Source organism: Streptomyces sp. NBC_01214 (genome assembly GCF_026340975.1).
In the GTDB taxonomy this organism is placed as follows: Bacteria; Actinomycetota; Actinomycetes; order Streptomycetales; family Streptomycetaceae; genus Streptomyces.
In genome coordinates this window covers 1,846,490-1,861,080 of record NZ_JAPEOS010000001.1, presented here as the reverse complement: position 1 = coordinate 1,861,080, position 14,591 = coordinate 1,846,490, and the positions used below count along the sequence as shown (strand labels likewise).

The window sequence follows — 14,591 nt, the reverse complement described above, 5'->3', positions numbered from 1 at the left end:
CTCCTCTCAGAACGTGAACGGGTTGGTGCTGGCGGCCTGCTGGGGTCGGGGGCGCATGAGATCGGCGTACTCGCGGGTGAATGCGGCGTAGGCGGCGACGGCCGCCTTGGCGGAGGATGTGGCGCCGCCGCTGGCCTTCTTCAGCTGGCGGCCGACCTTGCGTGCCCGTAGGCGGCCCTGGATGGGGTTGTCTCCGGGCAGGGACTGGGCCTGTCCGAGGCGGGCTTCGAGGATCTTGGCAGCCATGGCCAGCTCGATCGCGGCGTGGACCATGACGGCTCGGACGTGGTTGCAGTAGGCGCGGACCTCGTCGGTGGTGTTGAATGACGGCTCGCCGAGCATGAAGTGCGACGGCTGGTTACCCCCGGACATCTGGCCGCTGCCGCCGGAGGCCGACTGCTGTCCGTTGCCGCTGCCCTGGACGTTGATGTTCAGGCCGAAGCTGGGGGCGAACCCGGCGAAGTGGTTGGACGAGTTCTTGGTCATGTTCTTCTTGGCCTGGGCGCCGTGAGCGCCGGACTGCGGCGGGACAGTGGTGGTCATCGGATGGTCCTCTCGTCGGAGTCGCCTGCGGCCTTGCGGGTTGTCTGCTCAAGCACGGCCTGCTTGCGGGCGATGGGGCTGTTGGGAGGGGTGTCGCCGGGCACGCGGCGGGGCGGAGTGCCGCCGTTGGAGCGGCGTCCGTCGACACCGTCGGACTGGGGCCCCTTTTGGGATTCGACCTGCATGAACGGGCCGAATATCGGCATCTCGGAGGCGGCCTTCATGCGGGCCTGAGCGGCGCGGCTGCTGGCCTCGAGCTCGGGCCACACTCCGACGACCTTGGAGCCGGTGACCCGGTACCAGGCCTCACCCCAGATCTGGTCGGTGACGTACTGCAGTCCGCGGGCCGAACGCATGGCTTCGGCAACGTCCCACACCTTCTTGTGGGCGCCTTGGCGGTCGGCGTCCTTGCGCTTCTGCTCGGCCAGCGCGGCCTGCTCGGTGTCCCACTTCTCCTGGGCCCGAAGGTTTTCGGCGGCCTTCTTCTCCGCCGCTTTGTCGGCTGCCTCCTTGGCCGCGGCCGCGGCAGCCTTCGCCGCGTCACGGCGCTCGCGCCAGGAGGGGATGCCGTCACGCTTCTGTGCGATGCCGTGCTCGTAGGCCATGAGCACCACGGGCCCGCCGAGGGAGGCGAGGGCGCCGACGATGCCGGCCTCAATCCCGATGGCCGGGTCGACGTTGCCGTGCCAGAGGTTCACGCCGGCGGCAATCGCGGCGGCGGCCATGATGCCGATGCGGTAGGGGCGGACGTTCCGGCGGTGGGCGATGGCCCAGGCGCCACCGAACGCGAGGACCAGGGCCAGGCCTTCGAGGAGCAGGGGGGCGGCGACCATGAAGGGCTTGTCGTCGCTGTAGAAGGCCTTCAGCTGGAGCGGCAGGGCGATGATCAGGCTGATCAGGTAGATGCCGCGGGCGGACCACTTCCAGGTCGCTTCGGTCCGACGCTCCTCGCCGGCCCGCCCTTCGTCTTCTCGGGCCTTCCGCTCGGCTGCCGCGTCCGCCTCGTCGGCTTCGGCTTTGGCCTTCGCGGTGGCCGCGAGCAGCTCGGCCATCTTCTTGTCGTGGGCGGCCTTGTCCGCTTCCGCCCTCAGGGCCGCCCGGTCGTTGAGGATCCGCTGCTTATCGGCCTCGACCTGCGCAGCAATCTCGGCCGCCTTCGCTTCACCCTCAGCCTTGATCTGTAGCGCCTTCGCCTCGGCTTCGGCCTTGGTGCGGATGGCCTCCGCCTCGGCAAGTGCCACTGGGTCGAAGCGCGGCACAGCGGCGATGCCGTTGACGTGGTCGAGCTGGGCGGTCATGGCGCTGTCTTCCTCTCTGCTAGCTGGCCCGGACGTGGGCGCGGCGGTACATGCGGGTGTCCTCGTTGGCTCGGGCGTTTTGGCCTGCGGGCCGGCCGGGTTCCATGAACTTGTCGTCGGGGGCGACGACGCGGTCGTAGCGGGCGCGGGGTCCGGCGGCTTCGTCACGGGCGGAGCGCCAGGCCCCGTTGAAGCGGGCCATCAGGCGGCCCTGCTGGCACGATCGTCGAGCTGATCGGCGAGCTTGGTGACGCCAGGGTTGGCCATGTCGTAGGAGAGGACGTCCCAGCGTGCGGCGGCCCGGCCGGCTCGAGTGGCGGCCTGCTCGTAGGCGGTAATGAGCTGCTCGCGGAGGTCGCGCTCTGCCCAGGCGGCTTCGACGTCGGACGGCTGCTGAAGGGTGGCGGTGTTCACTGTGATTCCTTCCGGTGGTCAGGCGGCGGTGGCGGCGAGGGCGAGGATGGCCCACACCTGCGCTTCGGCAAGTTCGGCGTCGCGGTCGGCCTGCGGGGCGTCTTCGTTGTGGGAGCGGCGGATGGCGGCGGCTGCTCGCTTGGCGTAGTCGTCGGAGGTTTCGAGCACGGCTGGCTCCTCTTTGGTCAGGCGGGATGGCTAGCGGGCGACGATCGTGAACGCGACGACCTCGACGAGGCCCGGGTGAACGCCCATCCGTCCCGCGGAGAAGATCCGGACGGCCTCCTTGGCCTCCGCGACCGTCTCTCCGTTACCGACGGTGTCGCCTGCCAGGTCCATGCGGGCCGGGCCCGACTTGATCGTCACCTTCCAGGCGTAACGGGCACCACGGGTCAAGCGCTGCTTCAAGTCCATGAGTGATCTCCTAGCTGGTCAGGCGGGAGTGGTGAGGTTCAACGGTCGGTGACGGTCCAGCCCCGTTCGGGCTGGCGCCGGATCACGCCGGCGGGAGTGTGGAGCTGGCCGACCGTGACGCCGATGCCGAGGTCGTCGAGGTTGTCGAGCAGGACCACGATGCGGGCGGCGAGTGTGCGGGCCTGCTCCTCGCGGCGGGTCAGGTTTTCAGGAGTGCTGGTGAGCATGGGTGCTCCTCAGCTGCGGTGGGTGTGCTGCTGGCCGGTGCCGAGGGCGCCCACGTTGTTCCGGGCGTCAGCCTGCGCCTGGGCGGCCTGAGCCGGCGGCCTGTAGTCGGCGTTGCACGCGGCTGGGGTTGCCGGCTGGTCGACGATGCTGTGGCTGGTCTGGGCTGCCATCACTGCACCTCGAAACGAAGTACGGCCTGCATCCGGGCGGCGTCGGCGCGGTAGCCGGCGGCGTAGTCCGGGGCGCCGGCCTCATCGGCCAGGGCGGCGGCCTGTAGGGAATGGGCGATGGCCTGCTCGCGGCGGGCGCGGCGCAGCGCCTCGTTCATGGACGGGGACGAATCGACGGGACGGACCTGGGAGAGCTGCGGCTGACGGTTCACGCCGATGCCCCCTCAAGCATGGGGCTGACCTCGACGTCGAACGGCGTCGGCAGCGGCGACATCTCAAGCTTGTACGCCTGCGCCGTCAGGTAGCGGGTGAAGAAGTCCGCCTCGAACTCGCCGAGGTTCGGGTTCAGCATCACGACGATCCGGGACCCGCGAACGACCACGCAGCCGAAGAACTCGGCGTCGGTAATCTCGGAGGTGATGACCTCGACGTGCAGCTCGGCCGTCATCTCGGCGAGCGGAGCGTCGAGCACGTAGTCGAGGGTGGGTCGCTGGCCGGGAAGCAGGCGGAGCGCGGGCTGGGCGGGCTTCAGTGCGAGAGAGGTGGCGTTCACAGCGCCACCGCCAGCTCGCTCGCCGGGATCCCGCGGTCGTCGAGGTACTGCATGAACGCGGCCCGGCTGACGCGGATGGTCCCGCGGCCGGAGCCGACGCGGTACGAGGGGAGGCGGCCGGCGCCGATCTCGCGGTAGATGGTGGCCCGGTCGAGGCGCATCGCATCCGCGATGATCCTGACGTTGAGAGGGCTGCCCTGTCCCTTCGTGGGGGCAGGCACGGTACGCTTGTGCTGCATCTCTGAGACCCAATCTCTGATGCGCTGGCCCTGGCGGGCCCGGTGTTGGTAGCACCGGGATCACCCCGCTGGGGCCTTTGCGCGTTCCAGGGCGTTGCAGAACCTGCGGCTTCTGTCGAAGCTGCCGATGGCTAAAGGTTATGACGAATGTTGAGTCAGATGCAAGAGCGTGAGCGTGTCGTCACTCAATCCGCTGTGGTCGCGCAGGTCAGTCGCGTGGTTCACTTGTTGTGACCAATAACCAGGAAGGGACAAAGTGGCACATCAGGGCAAGCCGGCTTACCAGCAGATCGCCGACGACCTCCGGCGGCAGATCCAGGACGGCGTCCTTCAGGCGCAGGATCCGCTGCCCACCGAGGCAGCCCTCATGGCCGAGTACGGCGTGTCCCGCATCGTGATCCGCGGCGCGATGGATGCTCTTCAGAATGAGGGCCTGATCATCAAGCAGCAGGGCAAGGGGACGTTCGTCCGCGAGCAGCGGCAGCTGGAGAAACGAATCTCGGGCGACCTCTACGGCAAGCGGCCTGTCGGGTCTCCCGTACAGGCAGCGACGGAGGCTGGCGGGCGGCGCTCCGAGTGGGAGTCCTCGACACGCCGGACCGCTGCAACGAAGGCCATCGCCGAACGCCTGGCGATCCAGCCGGGCGATGAGGTCATGAGGACCACGTACAAGTTCTTCGCTGACACCGACGTCATCAAGTTGTCCGTTTCGCATGAGCCGCTCGCCCTTACTGGGGGGACGCCCATCGAGCACCCCGAAGCGAGTCCCGTCTCGGGCGTCGTGCCTCGGTTCGACCTGATCGGTCTCCACATCACCAAAGTGGTCGAAGAGGTCAGTGCCCGGGCGCCGCGGCCCCAGGAGGCCGAGAGTTTGGAACTCCCTCCCGGCGTCCCGGTCATCGTCGTCACGCGCACCTACTACGTCGACGATCTGCCGGTCGAGACCTGCGACATCGTGGTTGCCGCGCATAGGTACGCGCTCTCCTACACGATTCCGATCCCGCCCCACGCTGCCTGACCCCGAACGCACGAAGCGCCCCAGCCGAGTCGGCTGGGGCGCTTCTTCATGCCACGGCTCGGACTGGCGAGAGCTGGAGCGCTTCGGTGTGTCCGTACTGGTGGCCGCATCCGTGGCAGCGGACGCCGGGGGTGTCGATGGTGACGCTGAGGACGGCGTAGCAGGCGGGTTGGGCGCAGCCGACGGGGATGCGGCGGGCCGGCTTCTCGCCGGTGACGAGCCGGCTGGCCTGGCCGGCGATCCGCCGTATCTCAGAAGCGAATTCCCGGACGGCCGGGTGCTCGTCGCAGATCATCTTCAGGTTGTCGAGCAGGAGGTCGGCGTATCCCTGAACGGCGGCTTCGACGGTGCCGTACTGCGGGAGCTCCCACTTCTCGCCTTCGCACAGGTCGGCGGACCAGGTGGCGAGGACACCTTCGATTCCTCCTCGGGCGCGGAGATCCAGTGCTTCGAGGTTGCACGGGATGGGTGCGGTCCGTCCCGCGCTGGCGCGTCCTCCGTCGCCGCGGCGGGTCGGCTGGAGGGCGTCGACGAGGGCCGCGTACAGGCCGGGGAGGTCGAGCAGGTTCTGGCGGATCTTCTGCTGGCAGCCGTCGTGAACTCGGCTGGTGGCGGGACGGAAGCAGAGCTCGCAGTACGTGTCGTTCACGGCGTGTCTCCTGGTGCGGCGTGCGGGCAGGTCAGGCGGTGGTTCGGCGTGCTTGCTTGGCGCCGGTGGTGACGCCGCTGAGGTAGAGCCAGAGTTCGTGGTGGCTGTATGGGCCGCTGGTTGAGCTGCCGACTGTCACTCCGTAGACGCCGGCCTCGGTTTGCTCGTGCACGTTGACCGTCAGGCCGGTGTCGTGGGTGACGACTGCGGCTTTCCATTGGAGGCGGGTCAGCGAGGGCCAGTTGGTGTCGAGTGCTGGCTCGATGTGGCTGCCTCGCTCGTGGTGGATCCGGGTGACGATCACGGCTGCCCGTCCTCGAGTGCGGCATTCCAGCAGTCGGGCCGGTCGGTGTGCCAGGCGTGGAGGCCGTCGGCGTGCTGCTCGTAGTAGACGGCGTCGCGGATGGGCTTGCCGCAGTGCCGGCAGGGCGGGACCTGGCTGGCGGGGCGGGGACGGCGGATCCGGAGGAGTGCGGCGATGGCGCGGGCGGCGTTCCTGAGGGTCTGGGCGGTCACTGGAGTCCTTCGCTGATCTCGTGTCGGATGCGGCTGATCTCCTCGAACAGGGGCATGGCCTGCTCGCGGGTGTCGGTGGTCTGGATCTGCTCGTACAGGTCGGCGATCTGCTGCTCGACCGCGGGCCGGCTGCTGATGGCGTGTTCGATGCGCCACAGCCGGACAAACGCCTCGGTCGGCGCGCGGTCGGCGAGGTGTCCGTCGAAGTCGTCGAGGCGGTGGGGGCAGTCGGCGGCTATCGCGGCACGCAGCTCGTCGGGGGTCACAGGTACACCTCGGCTGGCTTGATTGTCTGGATGCGCCGTAGCCGGCTGTACGTCCCACGCCCTGCCGGCCGTCCGTGGTCGCCGGGGATGTGCCGGACGGCGTGAAGGTCGGCGTGCGCCTGTTCGTCGGGGTCGGGGTCGTTGTGGCCGCAGGGCTCCACCTCCCAGCCGGGCGACCACAACTCCAGCTGGCCGGTCACGGTGTAGATGGCAGGTCGAGGGCGTACTGCACGGCAGCCGCGATCTCCGCGTTGTGGTGGTCGAGGTCCGACTGGGTTCCCGCCTGCTCCGCCGCGCAGTTCATGCAGAGCAGTCGCGTGCTGTCGGTGACGTCGCGGGCCCAGCCCCAGCCGAAGGCCCAGGCGCGGGCTTCCTCGGGAGACTCGAAGTAGAGGCGGCCGTCGCCGTCGATGTCGGCGAGGTAGCAGCAGTCGTCGTTGTCGCAGGTGAGGCTGTAGACCGGCTTCGGGTGCGGGGTGATCGGCATGGTTCCTCCAGGTGTCGTGTCGGGCGGCGGGGCTGTACGGGGCTTCTGAGCGCCCCTCAGGGCGCTGGAGGTGAAATGGGTCAGGTTTCGGCTGCAATCGCGCGAGAGGCGGCCTCAGGCGGCTTCCTGGGCGTGCCGTGCGGCCTTGAGTCCGTCGCGGTACGCCTTCTCGCCCTCACGGCAGGCGTCGCACAGCGGGATCCGGCGCCGGATGTGCGTCTCGTAGCCGGCGTGATCGCCGTGGCGGAGGAACGGGCGGCCGTCGAGGATCCCGGCCCGGCAAGCGAGGAACACGGCATGCGGGGCGCTGTTGGCGCCGAGCTTCGGGAACATGCGGCTCGCAACGCTGGTGATCCCCGACGTCGTGTACGTCAGCCGCGTAGCGATCTCGGCGTAGGTCCAGCCGTCCGCGACCATCCGCAGGACCGTGGCCTCGAGCGCGGTCAGCTCCGGCCGGGCGGGCGCGGTCACGACCGGTCCAGGTCGCTGGCGAACTCGGCGGCGTACTTCAGGTCGCCGAGACTGGTCTGCTGGTCCCACCAGTCCACGGACCGGTAGCGCTCATCACGGTGGCCGGTGACGGCGCGCAGATGCCAGTACATTTCGGGTCGCCGGTTCGGGGCAGGCTGCCCGCAGGGGGTGCACAGGACGTTGCTGCGGGGCTGGGTTATGACGCCCCAGGTACGGCCGCAAAGGCTGCAGGTCTCCATCGTGGGTCTCCTCGGGTGGTGGGATGCTGTCGGTTGGCCGCCTCCGCTAGCCCCGGAGGCGGCCGTCCACGTCACGGGGTGGGGCGGGGCTTCTCTCCCGTGCCGTAGCAGTCGGGCAAACCCCGAACGACCTCACCGGTAGCGGTGCGCGCCCAATGGGCTGGGATGCGGCCGAAGCCGGTGAGCACGAACTTGCGGCCGCAGACGGGGCACAGGCCCGTCACCTTGGGCTGGTCTGTCATGGGGTCCTCCGATGCTGGGGCTGGCTGTTGTCGCGGCGGGTCAGGTGGCGAGGGTGAGTGGGGCTGCGGCCAGCCGGAGCGCGGCGGCTTCGCAGTACCGCTCGTCGGCCTCTATGCCGATCGCCCGGCGGCCGAGCGTCCGGGCGGCATCCAACGTGCTGCCGGAGCCGGCGAACGGATCGAGGACGGTTCCGCCGGGCGGGCAGGCGTACTCGATGAGCGGGGCCAGCAGCTCGACCGGCTTCTCCGTCGGGTGCCGCCGCTGGTACCGGACCGCCCCGGCCTTGATGACCGAGCGGGCGAGTCGGGTGCCGGTGTCGACGTAGGTGTGGGGGCCGATCGCCCCCGTGTGTGGGGTGCGGGATTCCCGGCCGCGGGCGGACTTGTCGGGCCCGCTGTACGCGGTGCGCGGGGTGTCGTGGTGGATGTCCCGCCAGTCGCCGCGATACCAGTGCGTGGCGATCTCGTGGACCCGGCGGAACCGGTCGCGGGCGAAGCCGGAGCCGTTGGACTTCTCCCAGACGACGTCCTGGGACAGCTTCCAGCCGTCGAAGTCGTGGCGGCGTTCGAGAAGCATTCGCATGCTGCCGAAGCACCACATGCTGGCCGAGGCCTGAGCGACGAGGGCGGGCCACCCGTCGGGCCAGGAGTCCCAAGCAAGCGAGGTGCACTGGTACGGCGGGTCGGTGACGACGAGATCGGCCTGCAGCTCGAGGGCTGGCAGCACCTCCCGCATGTCGCCGAGGTAGAGCTCGACGTGTTCGTCGCGCCAGTAGGGCTCGGTCACGGTGTGTCCTTTCGGTGTGTGCTGGTCTGGCCGGTACGGGGGCGGCGGGCGGGGCGGGTCATGCGGCGGCGGCCTGGGTGGGTGGTTGGCCGCCGCCTTGGCACGGTCCGGGGTTGCCGTGGGTGGGGAAGCGGTGGGCGCGGATGGTGCCGTCGCCGTTGAGGGCGCGTTCCTCGTAGCACCAGCTGCAGATGCCACGCGGTGTACGGGGCTTCGGTTTGGGTCGGGGGGTGCGGGGCCGGCGTTGGGCTCCGACGACGGCGGCGAGGGCGTTGTAGTTGGCGGTCTGGTCGTGCGGGGTGCAGCGTTCGGCGGGGGTGGCGGGTCGGGGGCCGCCGAAGAGGCCGGTGGGCCATTCCTCGGCCAGCAGCCGCTCGAGGGCGGTCGCGGTCACCGGTCGGCCTCGACGGAGTTGGCCACCTCGAGGAGTACGTCGGCGTGGCAGAGCTGGTTGAGGGCGCAGCGGCAGGCAAGGTCCTTGCCTGCCAGCTCGGTGCGGACATCCTCGACGGTGATCCGCCGCAGCGTGCCCCGCTGGAGGCGGAGGTCGACGGTCGGCTCGAGGAGTGCCTGCCGGTACAGGTCGACGCATTCGCGCCGGGTCATGTAGCGGATCTTGTGGCCGGTGATGCGGCCGTCGGGGTGCTTGTAGGCGTGGTGCATGCCGTCGGCGCTGATCCTGGACTCGTACTCCCAGTCGCTGCCGTCAAGGGCAGGGACCCGGGCGAGGGCCTCGCGGCTGCGCCAACGGAACGGGTTCTCCCAGTCGCTGCCGCGGCCGACGTAGATCGCGTTCTCGGGGGCCTTCCAGCCGCGGACGGCGGGGCGGTGGATTCGCTGCGGGCTCATGCGGCTGTCTCCGTTGCTTCGGTGTAGCGCTGGGCGTGGACGGGGCTGCTGTCGGGGCGTTGGATGCCGCTGTCGTGGCAGGGGGTGCCGGGTGCGACCTGGCAGTGGGGGCAGACGGCGGTGGTCTGGGCCCAGTCGGCGAGTCGCGCGGGGCAGGGGTCGAGCCGCTGGATGCGGGCCCTGCCGGCGCGGGTAGTGCAACGCATGTCGGGGGCGGCTTGGCAGTGCGGGCAGCGGACGGTGAGCGCGGGGTGGCGGGGCGGCCGGCCCTGACGCAGGGAGGCGGGCATCGGGGCTTGGCGGGGGCGGTCGGTCATGCGACACCTCGCCGACGGTCTGGGCCGCGCATGTCAACAGCAGTCGTCATCTGGCGAAGTCGGCTGACGATGCGTTCGCCGAGGGTGCTCGTGAGGTCGGGGCCCTGCTTGTTGCCATCGCGGTCGCGGGAGTCCGCAGGCAGGTTGCTGGTGATGATCAGCGGGCGGCATTCGTTGTACCGCTCGTTGAGGAGCCGGTAGGTGGCCTCCTCGGTGAACTCGCTGATCTTCTCGGTGCCGAGGTCGTCGATGAGGAGCAGCGGCACGTTCGTCAGCCGCTTCAGCTCGTACTCGGCGCCCTTCTCGCTGCCGCCAGGACGAAGCAGGGCGTACATGTCAGGGGCGGTGACGGCGATGACCTCGTAGCGGTAGGGGCCGGCGTCGGCGATCCGCCTGAGGGCGCCGTAGGCCTCATGGGTCTTGCCGGTGCCGAAGGGTCCGGTGAGGAGGAGGAAGCCAGCCTTGCGGGGGTCTTCGACCACTGCGTCGGCCCAGCGCTGGATGGCGGGGTGGCTGCTGGTGGCGTCCTGGTACCGATACGGGGTGGCAACTTCCCAGCGGCGGATAGCCCACTCGGCACGGCGGCGCTGGTGGTAGGCGGGGTGGCCGGGTTCGTTGATGTCGGGGCTGTCGTCGATGGGGCCGGGCTCGATGTGGTCGAGACCTCGCGCTTCGAGGGCGGCCTGCAGGCGGCGGGCGAAGTGCTCGCTGCCGAGGCGGGCAGGTTCGGGCATGGTCAGAGTCCGTTCGCGTAGACGTCATCGTTCGCGGGGGGCTGGTATGGCCGGTGCTTGCGGCTGTCCACGACGTGGAGATCGGGCCGGCCAGGGGGCGCGGGCTCGGGGTACTCGTCGTGGTAGCGCTCGAGGCGGAGCCAGTTCGCGGGGTAGCTCGTGAACTGCGGGTCCTTGCCCGCGACAGATCGGGCGTAGGACTGAGCGGCATCGACGATTTGCTTCGGGTCGGCACCCTTGCGGATCTCTGCGATCCACTGCTCTTGGGCCTTGCCCCTGTTGATCTTCTTCGGGTAGGTCAGCCAGAACGCGCCGAAGGCTTCGAGGCAGACATCAGCCCGCGAAGAAGAATCTTCTTCTTGAGGGGAGTGAGGGGTTGAGGGGAAGGGGTCCGGGGTTTCCGGACCCTTTCCATGTGGTTCCCGGACCCTATCGGGGTCGTTCCCGGACCCTTTCTCGGAGTTAGGGTCCGGATTCTCCGGACCCTTTTTCCCGGTTTGGGTCCGTGAATCCCGGACGCTATCTCCGTCATTGGGTCCGGAGTTCCCGGACCCTGTGGGCTCGTTAGGGTCCGAGGTTTCCGGACCCTGTGCGGGCGCCAGGAACGGGATCCGATACACGGCTCGACTGCCTCGACGGCCCGCGCTGACGGTCTCGAGGGCCTTCTTCAGCCGCAGCGCCTTCATGACCTCGTACCGGCTGGAGCGGGCTGGCAGGCGCATGCGCTGGGCGATGGTCGGATCGTCCTCGATGCCCGGCCAGCACTCCCGGGTGCCATCGTTGGCGGTCTCGGCGAGGACGCTCAGGGCGTACCGCTCGCGCCAGGTCAGCTCGGCCGGCGCGTAGTCCAGCACCTCGACGAACAGGCGGATTCCCACGGGGCGTCTTCTCTCTGGCTGGTGCGGGTGGGGAAGGGGTGGGGGCCGGACACGCCGACCCCCACCAGGGCGCTACCTGGGGAGCGGGAAGTTGCTGTTCCTCAGGCCGCCCTTAGGCATCTGGATCTTCGAGAGGCTGCGGCCGGTCCGGTACGCGTTCCAGGTGATGACGAACGCGGCGAGCATTTCCGTCTCGTCGGCCCGGCCGGATCGCTGGCTGGCTTCGCCGGTCAGCTTCTTGTGCAGGGCCCAGATGGGGTGTCCGTCGGGGAGTCCGACCGGCTTGACGATGTGGTCGAAGAACCACTTGGCGTCGCCGCCGTCGACTCGCGAGGTCACCCAGTGGGCGATGGCGACGACGGACATCGGCGCCAGGATCCGGCGGCGGGCCGAGGCGGCGAAGTCTGCGGACCAGAGGACGCCAGGGTTGTCTTCGAGATACGTGTACATCTCGGAGGGGCTGGGGGATGCGGCGCCAGCGTTGCTGTAGAAACCGCGGTCCCACATGTGGGCTCGGCGGAGCAGGGCGGCGAGGATGCTGGAGTTGCCGCTCGTCTCGTCGATCTTGAGGCGGTCTCCCATGGTTCGCTTGGCGCCGCCGTCGATGGTCCGCTTGGCTGTCTCGATGACGCCGCGGACGACGATCAGGGGGAACGAGGCGCTGGCGATGGAGCAGCCGGCGATGGCGTTCAGGCGGTGCTGTCCGTCGATGAGGGTGCCGTCGTCGCCGAAGACGATCGTCGAGCCGTTGATGGCCCACTCGCCGGCCATCATGTCCCGGCCGTACTGGGCGACGACGCCCTTGCGCAGGTTGCGGTTCTTGACGTTCTTCGTCAGCCACTCCCGTGCCAGCTCGGGGGTGACGTCGACGAGTTCGATGGTGATGGGCGGGAGGTTGTACTTGGAGAGCGAGAGGGAGACGATGTTGTTGGTCACTGCGAGTTCTCCTTGATCAGTGCCTGGTAGAAGCCGTGCAGGGCTTCCAGTTCGGTGTTGAGGCGCGCCGCCCAGATGCGGCGCGTCTCTTCGTCTTGACGGGCAAGGTGCGCGGGCGTCAGGGCCTGCAGGGACTCGCTCGTCTGGCGAAGTTCGGTGAGGGCCGATAGGACCGTGCGGGCGACGTCCAGGCGCGGCTGCCGGTCGGGGGCGCGGGGCGGGGCTGGAGGAGGGGTGACGGTGGCTTCGAAGCCGGGGCCCTCGGGCTGCTGCCAGTCGTCGCCAGCGAGGAGGTCCGGAGCCTGCGAGCGTGACTGCGCGTATACGCGGCCGTCGGTCCCGACTACTGAGGGTCGATCAGGTGCGGCAAAAGTCGCACCTGCAAGATCCCTGCGAACCTGCCGATCGCTCTGTCCTGTTGCCGAAGCGATCGCGCGAGTGCTCAGCCCGGACTCCCGAAGCGAGGCGACGACTTCTTGGCGTTCCTCCCGCGGCAGCCTCAGGCGGGTCTCCCCGAACTCGGCGGTGCAGTAGGCGTCCCAGGTGTCGTAGCCGAGGACCGCCCAGGTGCGGCTGGTGTAGGCCTCGCGGATGAGTTGCCAGGTTCCCTCGACTGCGATCTTGATGCGGTCGGTCAGGGTCCGCGCCTGCTCGGTGCTCGGCAGCGTCACGTCGTTCACTCGCTGCTCCTTTCTCGGGTTGGTAGGTCGACTTGCTGGCCCTCGATGCAATGGCGCCACCAGCCGGGGCGGCCGGGGATGGCAATGGGCGGCCAACCGGGTGTTGCTGCGATCGGACGGGGCGGGGGGTCGGGCTCGTCGGGGACTATCCGCAGGTGGCGCACGGCGGCCTCTCTGGCTGGTGCGGGTGGTGGTCGGCTAGGCCGCGGCGGTGTAGGCGAGGGCGTCGTCGACTTCGCCGAAGGTCATGCCGAGTCGCGCGGCGACCTCGTTGCGCGGGACGCCGGCGGTGGTGACGAGCCAGCGGGCCTCTTCGGCGCGGAGCTCGGGCTTGGTCATGCCGTACTCGGGCGTGAAGTGCGGGTCGTCGATCGCGTCGGGAAACTTCGCCCAGTACTTGGGCGGGGGCCACCCTTCTGCGGCAGCCCAGTTCCGGGCTCGCTTGACCTGAGCTGCGCTGATGTTTGCCGGTGGGTTCCTCTTGCTGATGTGGTCGTATGTGTCGGCGACGGCCTTCGCTGTTGAGCCGAAGATGACGTCGCGGCGCATGAGGACCGAGATGTACGCCTGGCTGATTCCGGCGTGGGCTGCGATGTGGTTCATGGGCCAGCCGACCCTTACGAGGGCCTGGATGCGTCGCCTGGTCCCCAGCCCGTCGACACGTCCCCGGAGGTGGTTCTCTTCGGTGACGGCGAGGATCTTGGCGGCCGTCTCGGGGCTGGTCCGCTGCTTGCGTCCGCGGTTCCTGTTGGGGTGGGGCTGGACGAAGTCGCGGAGTGTTTGGATGGAGAGTCCGGTGGTGGCTGCGATCCAGCCGGGCCGGATGCCTGCGGCATGGAGTTGCAGCAGGTGCTGGCGGACGGGCTCGGCGTCAATGAGCTGGATCCAGGTTCCGGCCTTGCGGGCGCGGATCCGCTCCATGTTCCGGGCGTTGTAGCGCTCAACGCATTCGAGCTGGCGGCAGCGGTACTCCGTGTAGCACGTGGAGTTGTTGTGGTGGGGGGCTTCGCGGCTGGTCACTGGTTGTCCTCCGTCCGGCGGATCTGGGGCTGGATGGTGTTGCGGGGCTGCAACGGGAGCCGCAGCCAGGCTTCGAGCTGGGCTATCTCGCGCTGCTTGCGGTGTTCGGCGACGGTCTGCGGGTTGTTGCCGGTGGACTGCTGCCAGCGGCGCCGGGTGCGGCCCTTGTGCCAGGCGTCCCAGCCGTAGGTGGCGATGAGGAGGAGGCCGGTCGCGACGCCGATGCAGGCCCACACGGTTTCGGAGGCGTTCATGCGGCCTGCTCCGTCCGCGCGGCTGCCGTACCGATCCAGTGGTGGCAGATCGACCGGTGGACGGTCGCCCGGCTGGACTTGCCGTACTCGACGTGGCGGATGGTGCCGCGGCGGGCCGCCTTCGCGAAGCGGGGGCCCCAGCAGTTCGGGTGCGGGGGTTCTCCGACGAGCTCCAGCCGGATCAGGTCGGCGGCCTGGAAGACGACACCGCGGCGGGCCATCTCGGCTATCGCGTTGTCGCAGTCGGCGGCCCACTGCGGGTCGAGGAGGCCGATGCGCCTCATGCCGCGCTCTTTGGCGGCGTCTCCGCCGGCGGGGTTGATGACGGTGCGGACGGGAGTGGGGATCTGCAGCTGACCAGACATGACAGGTACCTCTCGCGTGTGCTG

Annotated in this window: 32 protein-coding genes; 1 reads left to right on the top strand and 31 read right to left on the bottom strand. The window is 69.4% G+C overall.

What is annotated here, in order from left to right; translation table 11 throughout:
- Nucleotides 1-6: 6 nt before the first annotated feature.
- From traA to OG594_RS08830, 11 genes are read right to left on the bottom strand one after another with little or no spacing between them, the layout of a single operon-like run.
- Nucleotides 7-543 carry a plasmid transfer protein TraA gene (gene traA, locus OG594_RS08880; protein ID WP_266596916.1) on the bottom strand — a complete coding sequence of 179 codons (537 nt, stop codon included), beginning with the start codon at nucleotides 541-543 and terminating at the stop codon, nucleotides 7-9.
- Nucleotides 540-1,841, bottom strand: a complete 1,302-nt coding sequence (locus tag OG594_RS08875) for a hypothetical protein (RefSeq protein ID WP_266596914.1) — start codon at nucleotides 1,839-1,841, stop codon at nucleotides 540-542. Before OG594_RS08875 ends, traA begins: the two co-directional genes overlap by 4 nt.
- Nucleotides 1,842-1,860: 19 nt before the next feature.
- Nucleotides 1,861-2,043 (bottom strand): hypothetical protein, encoded by a 183-nt coding sequence (locus OG594_RS08870; protein WP_266596912.1) that lies wholly within the window; start codon nucleotides 2,041-2,043, stop codon nucleotides 1,861-1,863.
- Nucleotides 2,043-2,255 carry a hypothetical protein gene (locus tag OG594_RS08865; protein WP_266596910.1) on the bottom strand — a complete coding sequence of 71 codons (213 nt, stop codon included), beginning with the start codon at nucleotides 2,253-2,255 and terminating at the stop codon, nucleotides 2,043-2,045. The genes OG594_RS08870 and OG594_RS08865 overlap by 1 nt, the downstream gene beginning before the upstream one ends.
- Before the next feature lie 18 nt (nucleotides 2,256-2,273).
- Nucleotides 2,274-2,423, bottom strand: a complete 150-nt coding sequence (locus tag OG594_RS08860) for a hypothetical protein (RefSeq protein WP_266596908.1) — start codon at nucleotides 2,421-2,423, stop codon at nucleotides 2,274-2,276.
- 30 nt (nucleotides 2,424-2,453) lie between these two features.
- Complete coding sequence (locus tag OG594_RS08855; protein WP_266596906.1) at nucleotides 2,454-2,669, bottom strand: hypothetical protein; 216 nt, start codon at nucleotides 2,667-2,669, stop codon at nucleotides 2,454-2,456.
- A gap of 38 nt (nucleotides 2,670-2,707) precedes the next feature.
- Complete coding sequence (locus tag OG594_RS08850) at nucleotides 2,708-2,896, bottom strand: hypothetical protein (protein WP_266596904.1); 189 nt, start codon at nucleotides 2,894-2,896, stop codon at nucleotides 2,708-2,710.
- A 9-nt stretch (nucleotides 2,897-2,905) separates the two neighbouring features.
- Nucleotides 2,906-3,067 (bottom strand): hypothetical protein, encoded by a 162-nt coding sequence (locus OG594_RS08845; RefSeq protein ID WP_266596902.1) that lies wholly within the window; start codon nucleotides 3,065-3,067, stop codon nucleotides 2,906-2,908.
- Nucleotides 3,067-3,279, bottom strand: coding sequence for a hypothetical protein (locus OG594_RS08840; RefSeq protein ID WP_266596900.1), 213 nt, complete (start codon nucleotides 3,277-3,279; stop codon nucleotides 3,067-3,069). Before OG594_RS08840 ends, OG594_RS08845 begins: the two co-directional genes overlap by 1 nt.
- Entirely contained in the window at nucleotides 3,276-3,620 is a 345-nt protein-coding gene (locus tag OG594_RS08835; RefSeq protein ID WP_266596898.1) for a hypothetical protein, read from the bottom strand. The genes OG594_RS08840 and OG594_RS08835 overlap by 4 nt, the downstream gene beginning before the upstream one ends.
- The gene (locus OG594_RS08830) at nucleotides 3,617-3,841 is read right to left on the bottom strand and encodes a helix-turn-helix domain-containing protein (RefSeq protein ID WP_266596896.1); all 225 of its coding nucleotides are present in this window, start codon (nucleotides 3,839-3,841) and stop codon (nucleotides 3,617-3,619) included. Before OG594_RS08830 ends, OG594_RS08835 begins: the two co-directional genes overlap by 4 nt.
- 274 nt (nucleotides 3,842-4,115) lie before the next feature.
- Here OG594_RS08830 and OG594_RS08825 point away from each other — a divergent pair, with 274 nt between their 5' ends.
- Complete coding sequence (locus OG594_RS08825; protein ID WP_266596894.1) at nucleotides 4,116-4,877, top strand: GntR family transcriptional regulator; 762 nt, start codon at nucleotides 4,116-4,118, stop codon at nucleotides 4,875-4,877.
- A 46-nt stretch (nucleotides 4,878-4,923) separates the two neighbouring features.
- Here OG594_RS08825 and OG594_RS08820 read toward each other — a convergent pair whose 3' ends face one another.
- From OG594_RS08820 to OG594_RS08725, 20 genes are all read right to left on the bottom strand, one after another.
- Nucleotides 4,924-5,526, bottom strand: coding sequence for a hypothetical protein (locus OG594_RS08820; protein WP_266596892.1), 603 nt, complete (start codon nucleotides 5,524-5,526; stop codon nucleotides 4,924-4,926).
- 31 nt (nucleotides 5,527-5,557) lie between these two features.
- A complete protein-coding gene (locus tag OG594_RS08815; protein ID WP_266596890.1) occupies nucleotides 5,558-5,830 on the bottom strand; it encodes a hypothetical protein in 273 nt (90 codons plus the stop codon).
- On the bottom strand, nucleotides 5,827-6,042 hold the full coding sequence (locus tag OG594_RS08810; RefSeq protein ID WP_266596888.1) for a hypothetical protein: 216 nt from the start codon (nucleotides 6,040-6,042) through the stop codon (nucleotides 5,827-5,829). Before OG594_RS08810 ends, OG594_RS08815 begins: the two co-directional genes overlap by 4 nt.
- A complete protein-coding gene (locus tag OG594_RS08805; RefSeq protein WP_266596886.1) occupies nucleotides 6,039-6,308 on the bottom strand; it encodes a hypothetical protein in 270 nt (89 codons plus the stop codon). Before OG594_RS08805 ends, OG594_RS08810 begins: the two co-directional genes overlap by 4 nt.
- The gene (locus OG594_RS08800) at nucleotides 6,305-6,508 is read right to left on the bottom strand and encodes a hypothetical protein (RefSeq protein WP_266596884.1); all 204 of its coding nucleotides are present in this window, start codon (nucleotides 6,506-6,508) and stop codon (nucleotides 6,305-6,307) included. The genes OG594_RS08805 and OG594_RS08800 overlap by 4 nt, the downstream gene beginning before the upstream one ends.
- The gene (locus tag OG594_RS08795) at nucleotides 6,505-6,795 is read right to left on the bottom strand and encodes a hypothetical protein (RefSeq protein WP_266596882.1); all 291 of its coding nucleotides are present in this window, start codon (nucleotides 6,793-6,795) and stop codon (nucleotides 6,505-6,507) included. Before OG594_RS08795 ends, OG594_RS08800 begins: the two co-directional genes overlap by 4 nt.
- Before the next feature lie 114 nt (nucleotides 6,796-6,909).
- The gene (locus OG594_RS08790; protein WP_266596880.1) at nucleotides 6,910-7,266 is read right to left on the bottom strand and encodes a helix-turn-helix transcriptional regulator; all 357 of its coding nucleotides are present in this window, start codon (nucleotides 7,264-7,266) and stop codon (nucleotides 6,910-6,912) included.
- Nucleotides 7,263-7,397 carry a hypothetical protein gene (locus OG594_RS08785; protein WP_266596878.1) on the bottom strand — a complete coding sequence of 45 codons (135 nt, stop codon included), beginning with the start codon at nucleotides 7,395-7,397 and terminating at the stop codon, nucleotides 7,263-7,265. Before OG594_RS08785 ends, OG594_RS08790 begins: the two co-directional genes overlap by 4 nt.
- Before the next feature lie 179 nt (nucleotides 7,398-7,576).
- Nucleotides 7,577-7,747 (bottom strand): hypothetical protein, encoded by a 171-nt coding sequence (locus OG594_RS08780; RefSeq protein ID WP_266596876.1) that lies wholly within the window; start codon nucleotides 7,745-7,747, stop codon nucleotides 7,577-7,579.
- A 40-nt stretch (nucleotides 7,748-7,787) separates the two neighbouring features.
- The gene (locus tag OG594_RS08775; RefSeq protein WP_323185178.1) at nucleotides 7,788-8,534 is read right to left on the bottom strand and encodes a site-specific DNA-methyltransferase; all 747 of its coding nucleotides are present in this window, start codon (nucleotides 8,532-8,534) and stop codon (nucleotides 7,788-7,790) included.
- A gap of 58 nt (nucleotides 8,535-8,592) precedes the next feature.
- Nucleotides 8,593-8,928: a hypothetical protein gene (locus OG594_RS08770; RefSeq protein WP_266596874.1), complete on the bottom strand. Its 336-nt coding sequence runs from the start codon at nucleotides 8,926-8,928 to the stop codon at nucleotides 8,593-8,595.
- Nucleotides 8,925-9,383 carry a DUF4326 domain-containing protein gene (locus OG594_RS08765; RefSeq protein ID WP_266596872.1) on the bottom strand — a complete coding sequence of 153 codons (459 nt, stop codon included), beginning with the start codon at nucleotides 9,381-9,383 and terminating at the stop codon, nucleotides 8,925-8,927. The genes OG594_RS08770 and OG594_RS08765 overlap by 4 nt, the downstream gene beginning before the upstream one ends.
- Nucleotides 9,380-9,700: a hypothetical protein gene (locus OG594_RS08760; RefSeq protein ID WP_266596870.1), complete on the bottom strand. Its 321-nt coding sequence runs from the start codon at nucleotides 9,698-9,700 to the stop codon at nucleotides 9,380-9,382. The genes OG594_RS08765 and OG594_RS08760 overlap by 4 nt, the downstream gene beginning before the upstream one ends.
- Nucleotides 9,697-10,434, bottom strand: coding sequence for an ATP-binding protein (locus OG594_RS08755; protein WP_266596868.1), 738 nt, complete (start codon nucleotides 10,432-10,434; stop codon nucleotides 9,697-9,699). Before OG594_RS08755 ends, OG594_RS08760 begins: the two co-directional genes overlap by 4 nt.
- Nucleotides 10,435-10,436: 2 nt before the next feature.
- Complete coding sequence (locus tag OG594_RS08750; protein ID WP_266596866.1) at nucleotides 10,437-11,312, bottom strand: hypothetical protein; 876 nt, start codon at nucleotides 11,310-11,312, stop codon at nucleotides 10,437-10,439.
- Nucleotides 11,313-11,384: 72 nt separating this feature from the next.
- Complete coding sequence (locus OG594_RS08745) at nucleotides 11,385-12,248, bottom strand: hypothetical protein (protein WP_266596864.1); 864 nt, start codon at nucleotides 12,246-12,248, stop codon at nucleotides 11,385-11,387.
- A complete protein-coding gene (locus OG594_RS08740) occupies nucleotides 12,245-12,928 on the bottom strand; it encodes a hypothetical protein (RefSeq protein ID WP_266596862.1) in 684 nt (227 codons plus the stop codon). The genes OG594_RS08745 and OG594_RS08740 overlap by 4 nt, the downstream gene beginning before the upstream one ends.
- Nucleotides 12,929-13,126: 198 nt before the next feature.
- Complete coding sequence (locus tag OG594_RS08735; protein WP_266596860.1) at nucleotides 13,127-13,948, bottom strand: hypothetical protein; 822 nt, start codon at nucleotides 13,946-13,948, stop codon at nucleotides 13,127-13,129.
- On the bottom strand, nucleotides 13,945-14,202 hold the full coding sequence (locus tag OG594_RS08730) for a hypothetical protein (protein WP_266596858.1): 258 nt from the start codon (nucleotides 14,200-14,202) through the stop codon (nucleotides 13,945-13,947). Before OG594_RS08730 ends, OG594_RS08735 begins: the two co-directional genes overlap by 4 nt.
- A complete protein-coding gene (locus OG594_RS08725; RefSeq protein ID WP_266596856.1) occupies nucleotides 14,199-14,567 on the bottom strand; it encodes a hypothetical protein in 369 nt (122 codons plus the stop codon). Before OG594_RS08725 ends, OG594_RS08730 begins: the two co-directional genes overlap by 4 nt.
- Between the last annotated feature and the right edge of the window lie 24 nt (nucleotides 14,568-14,591).

Excerpts from the sequence above, each read along its gene's own strand:
- traA (WP_266596916.1), bottom strand. The coding sequence starts at position 543 with ATGACCACCACTGTCCCGCCGCAGTCCGGCGCTCACGGCGCCCAGGCC.
- OG594_RS08875 (WP_266596914.1), bottom strand. The coding sequence starts at position 1,841 with ATGACCGCCCAGCTCGACCACGTCAACGGCATCGCCGCTGTGCCGCGC.
- OG594_RS08870 (WP_266596912.1), bottom strand. The coding sequence starts at position 2,043 with ATGGCCCGCTTCAACGGGGCCTGGCGCTCCGCCCGTGACGAAGCCGCC.
- OG594_RS08855 (WP_266596906.1), bottom strand. The coding sequence starts at position 2,669 with ATGGACTTGAAGCAGCGCTTGACCCGTGGTGCCCGTTACGCCTGGAAG.
- OG594_RS08850 (WP_266596904.1), bottom strand. The coding sequence starts at position 2,896 with ATGCTCACCAGCACTCCTGAAAACCTGACCCGCCGCGAGGAGCAGGCC.
- OG594_RS08845 (WP_266596902.1), bottom strand. The coding sequence starts at position 3,067 with ATGGCAGCCCAGACCAGCCACAGCATCGTCGACCAGCCGGCAACCCCA.
- OG594_RS08795 (WP_266596882.1), bottom strand. The coding sequence starts at position 6,795 with ATGCCGATCACCCCGCACCCGAAGCCGGTCTACAGCCTCACCTGCGAC.
- OG594_RS08785 (WP_266596878.1), bottom strand. The coding sequence starts at position 7,397 with ATGTACTGGCATCTGCGCGCCGTCACCGGCCACCGTGATGAGCGCTAC.
- OG594_RS08780 (WP_266596876.1), bottom strand. The coding sequence starts at position 7,747 with ATGACAGACCAGCCCAAGGTGACGGGCCTGTGCCCCGTCTGCGGCCGC.
- OG594_RS08765 (WP_266596872.1), bottom strand. The coding sequence starts at position 9,383 with ATGAGCCCGCAGCGAATCCACCGCCCCGCCGTCCGCGGCTGGAAGGCC.
- OG594_RS08760 (WP_266596870.1), bottom strand. The coding sequence starts at position 9,700 with ATGACCGACCGCCCCCGCCAAGCCCCGATGCCCGCCTCCCTGCGTCAG.
- OG594_RS08755 (WP_266596868.1), bottom strand. The coding sequence starts at position 10,434 with ATGCCCGAACCTGCCCGCCTCGGCAGCGAGCACTTCGCCCGCCGCCTG.
- OG594_RS08730 (WP_266596858.1), bottom strand. The coding sequence starts at position 14,202 with ATGAACGCCTCCGAAACCGTGTGGGCCTGCATCGGCGTCGCGACCGGC.
- OG594_RS08725 (WP_266596856.1), bottom strand. The coding sequence starts at position 14,567 with ATGTCTGGTCAGCTGCAGATCCCCACTCCCGTCCGCACCGTCATCAAC.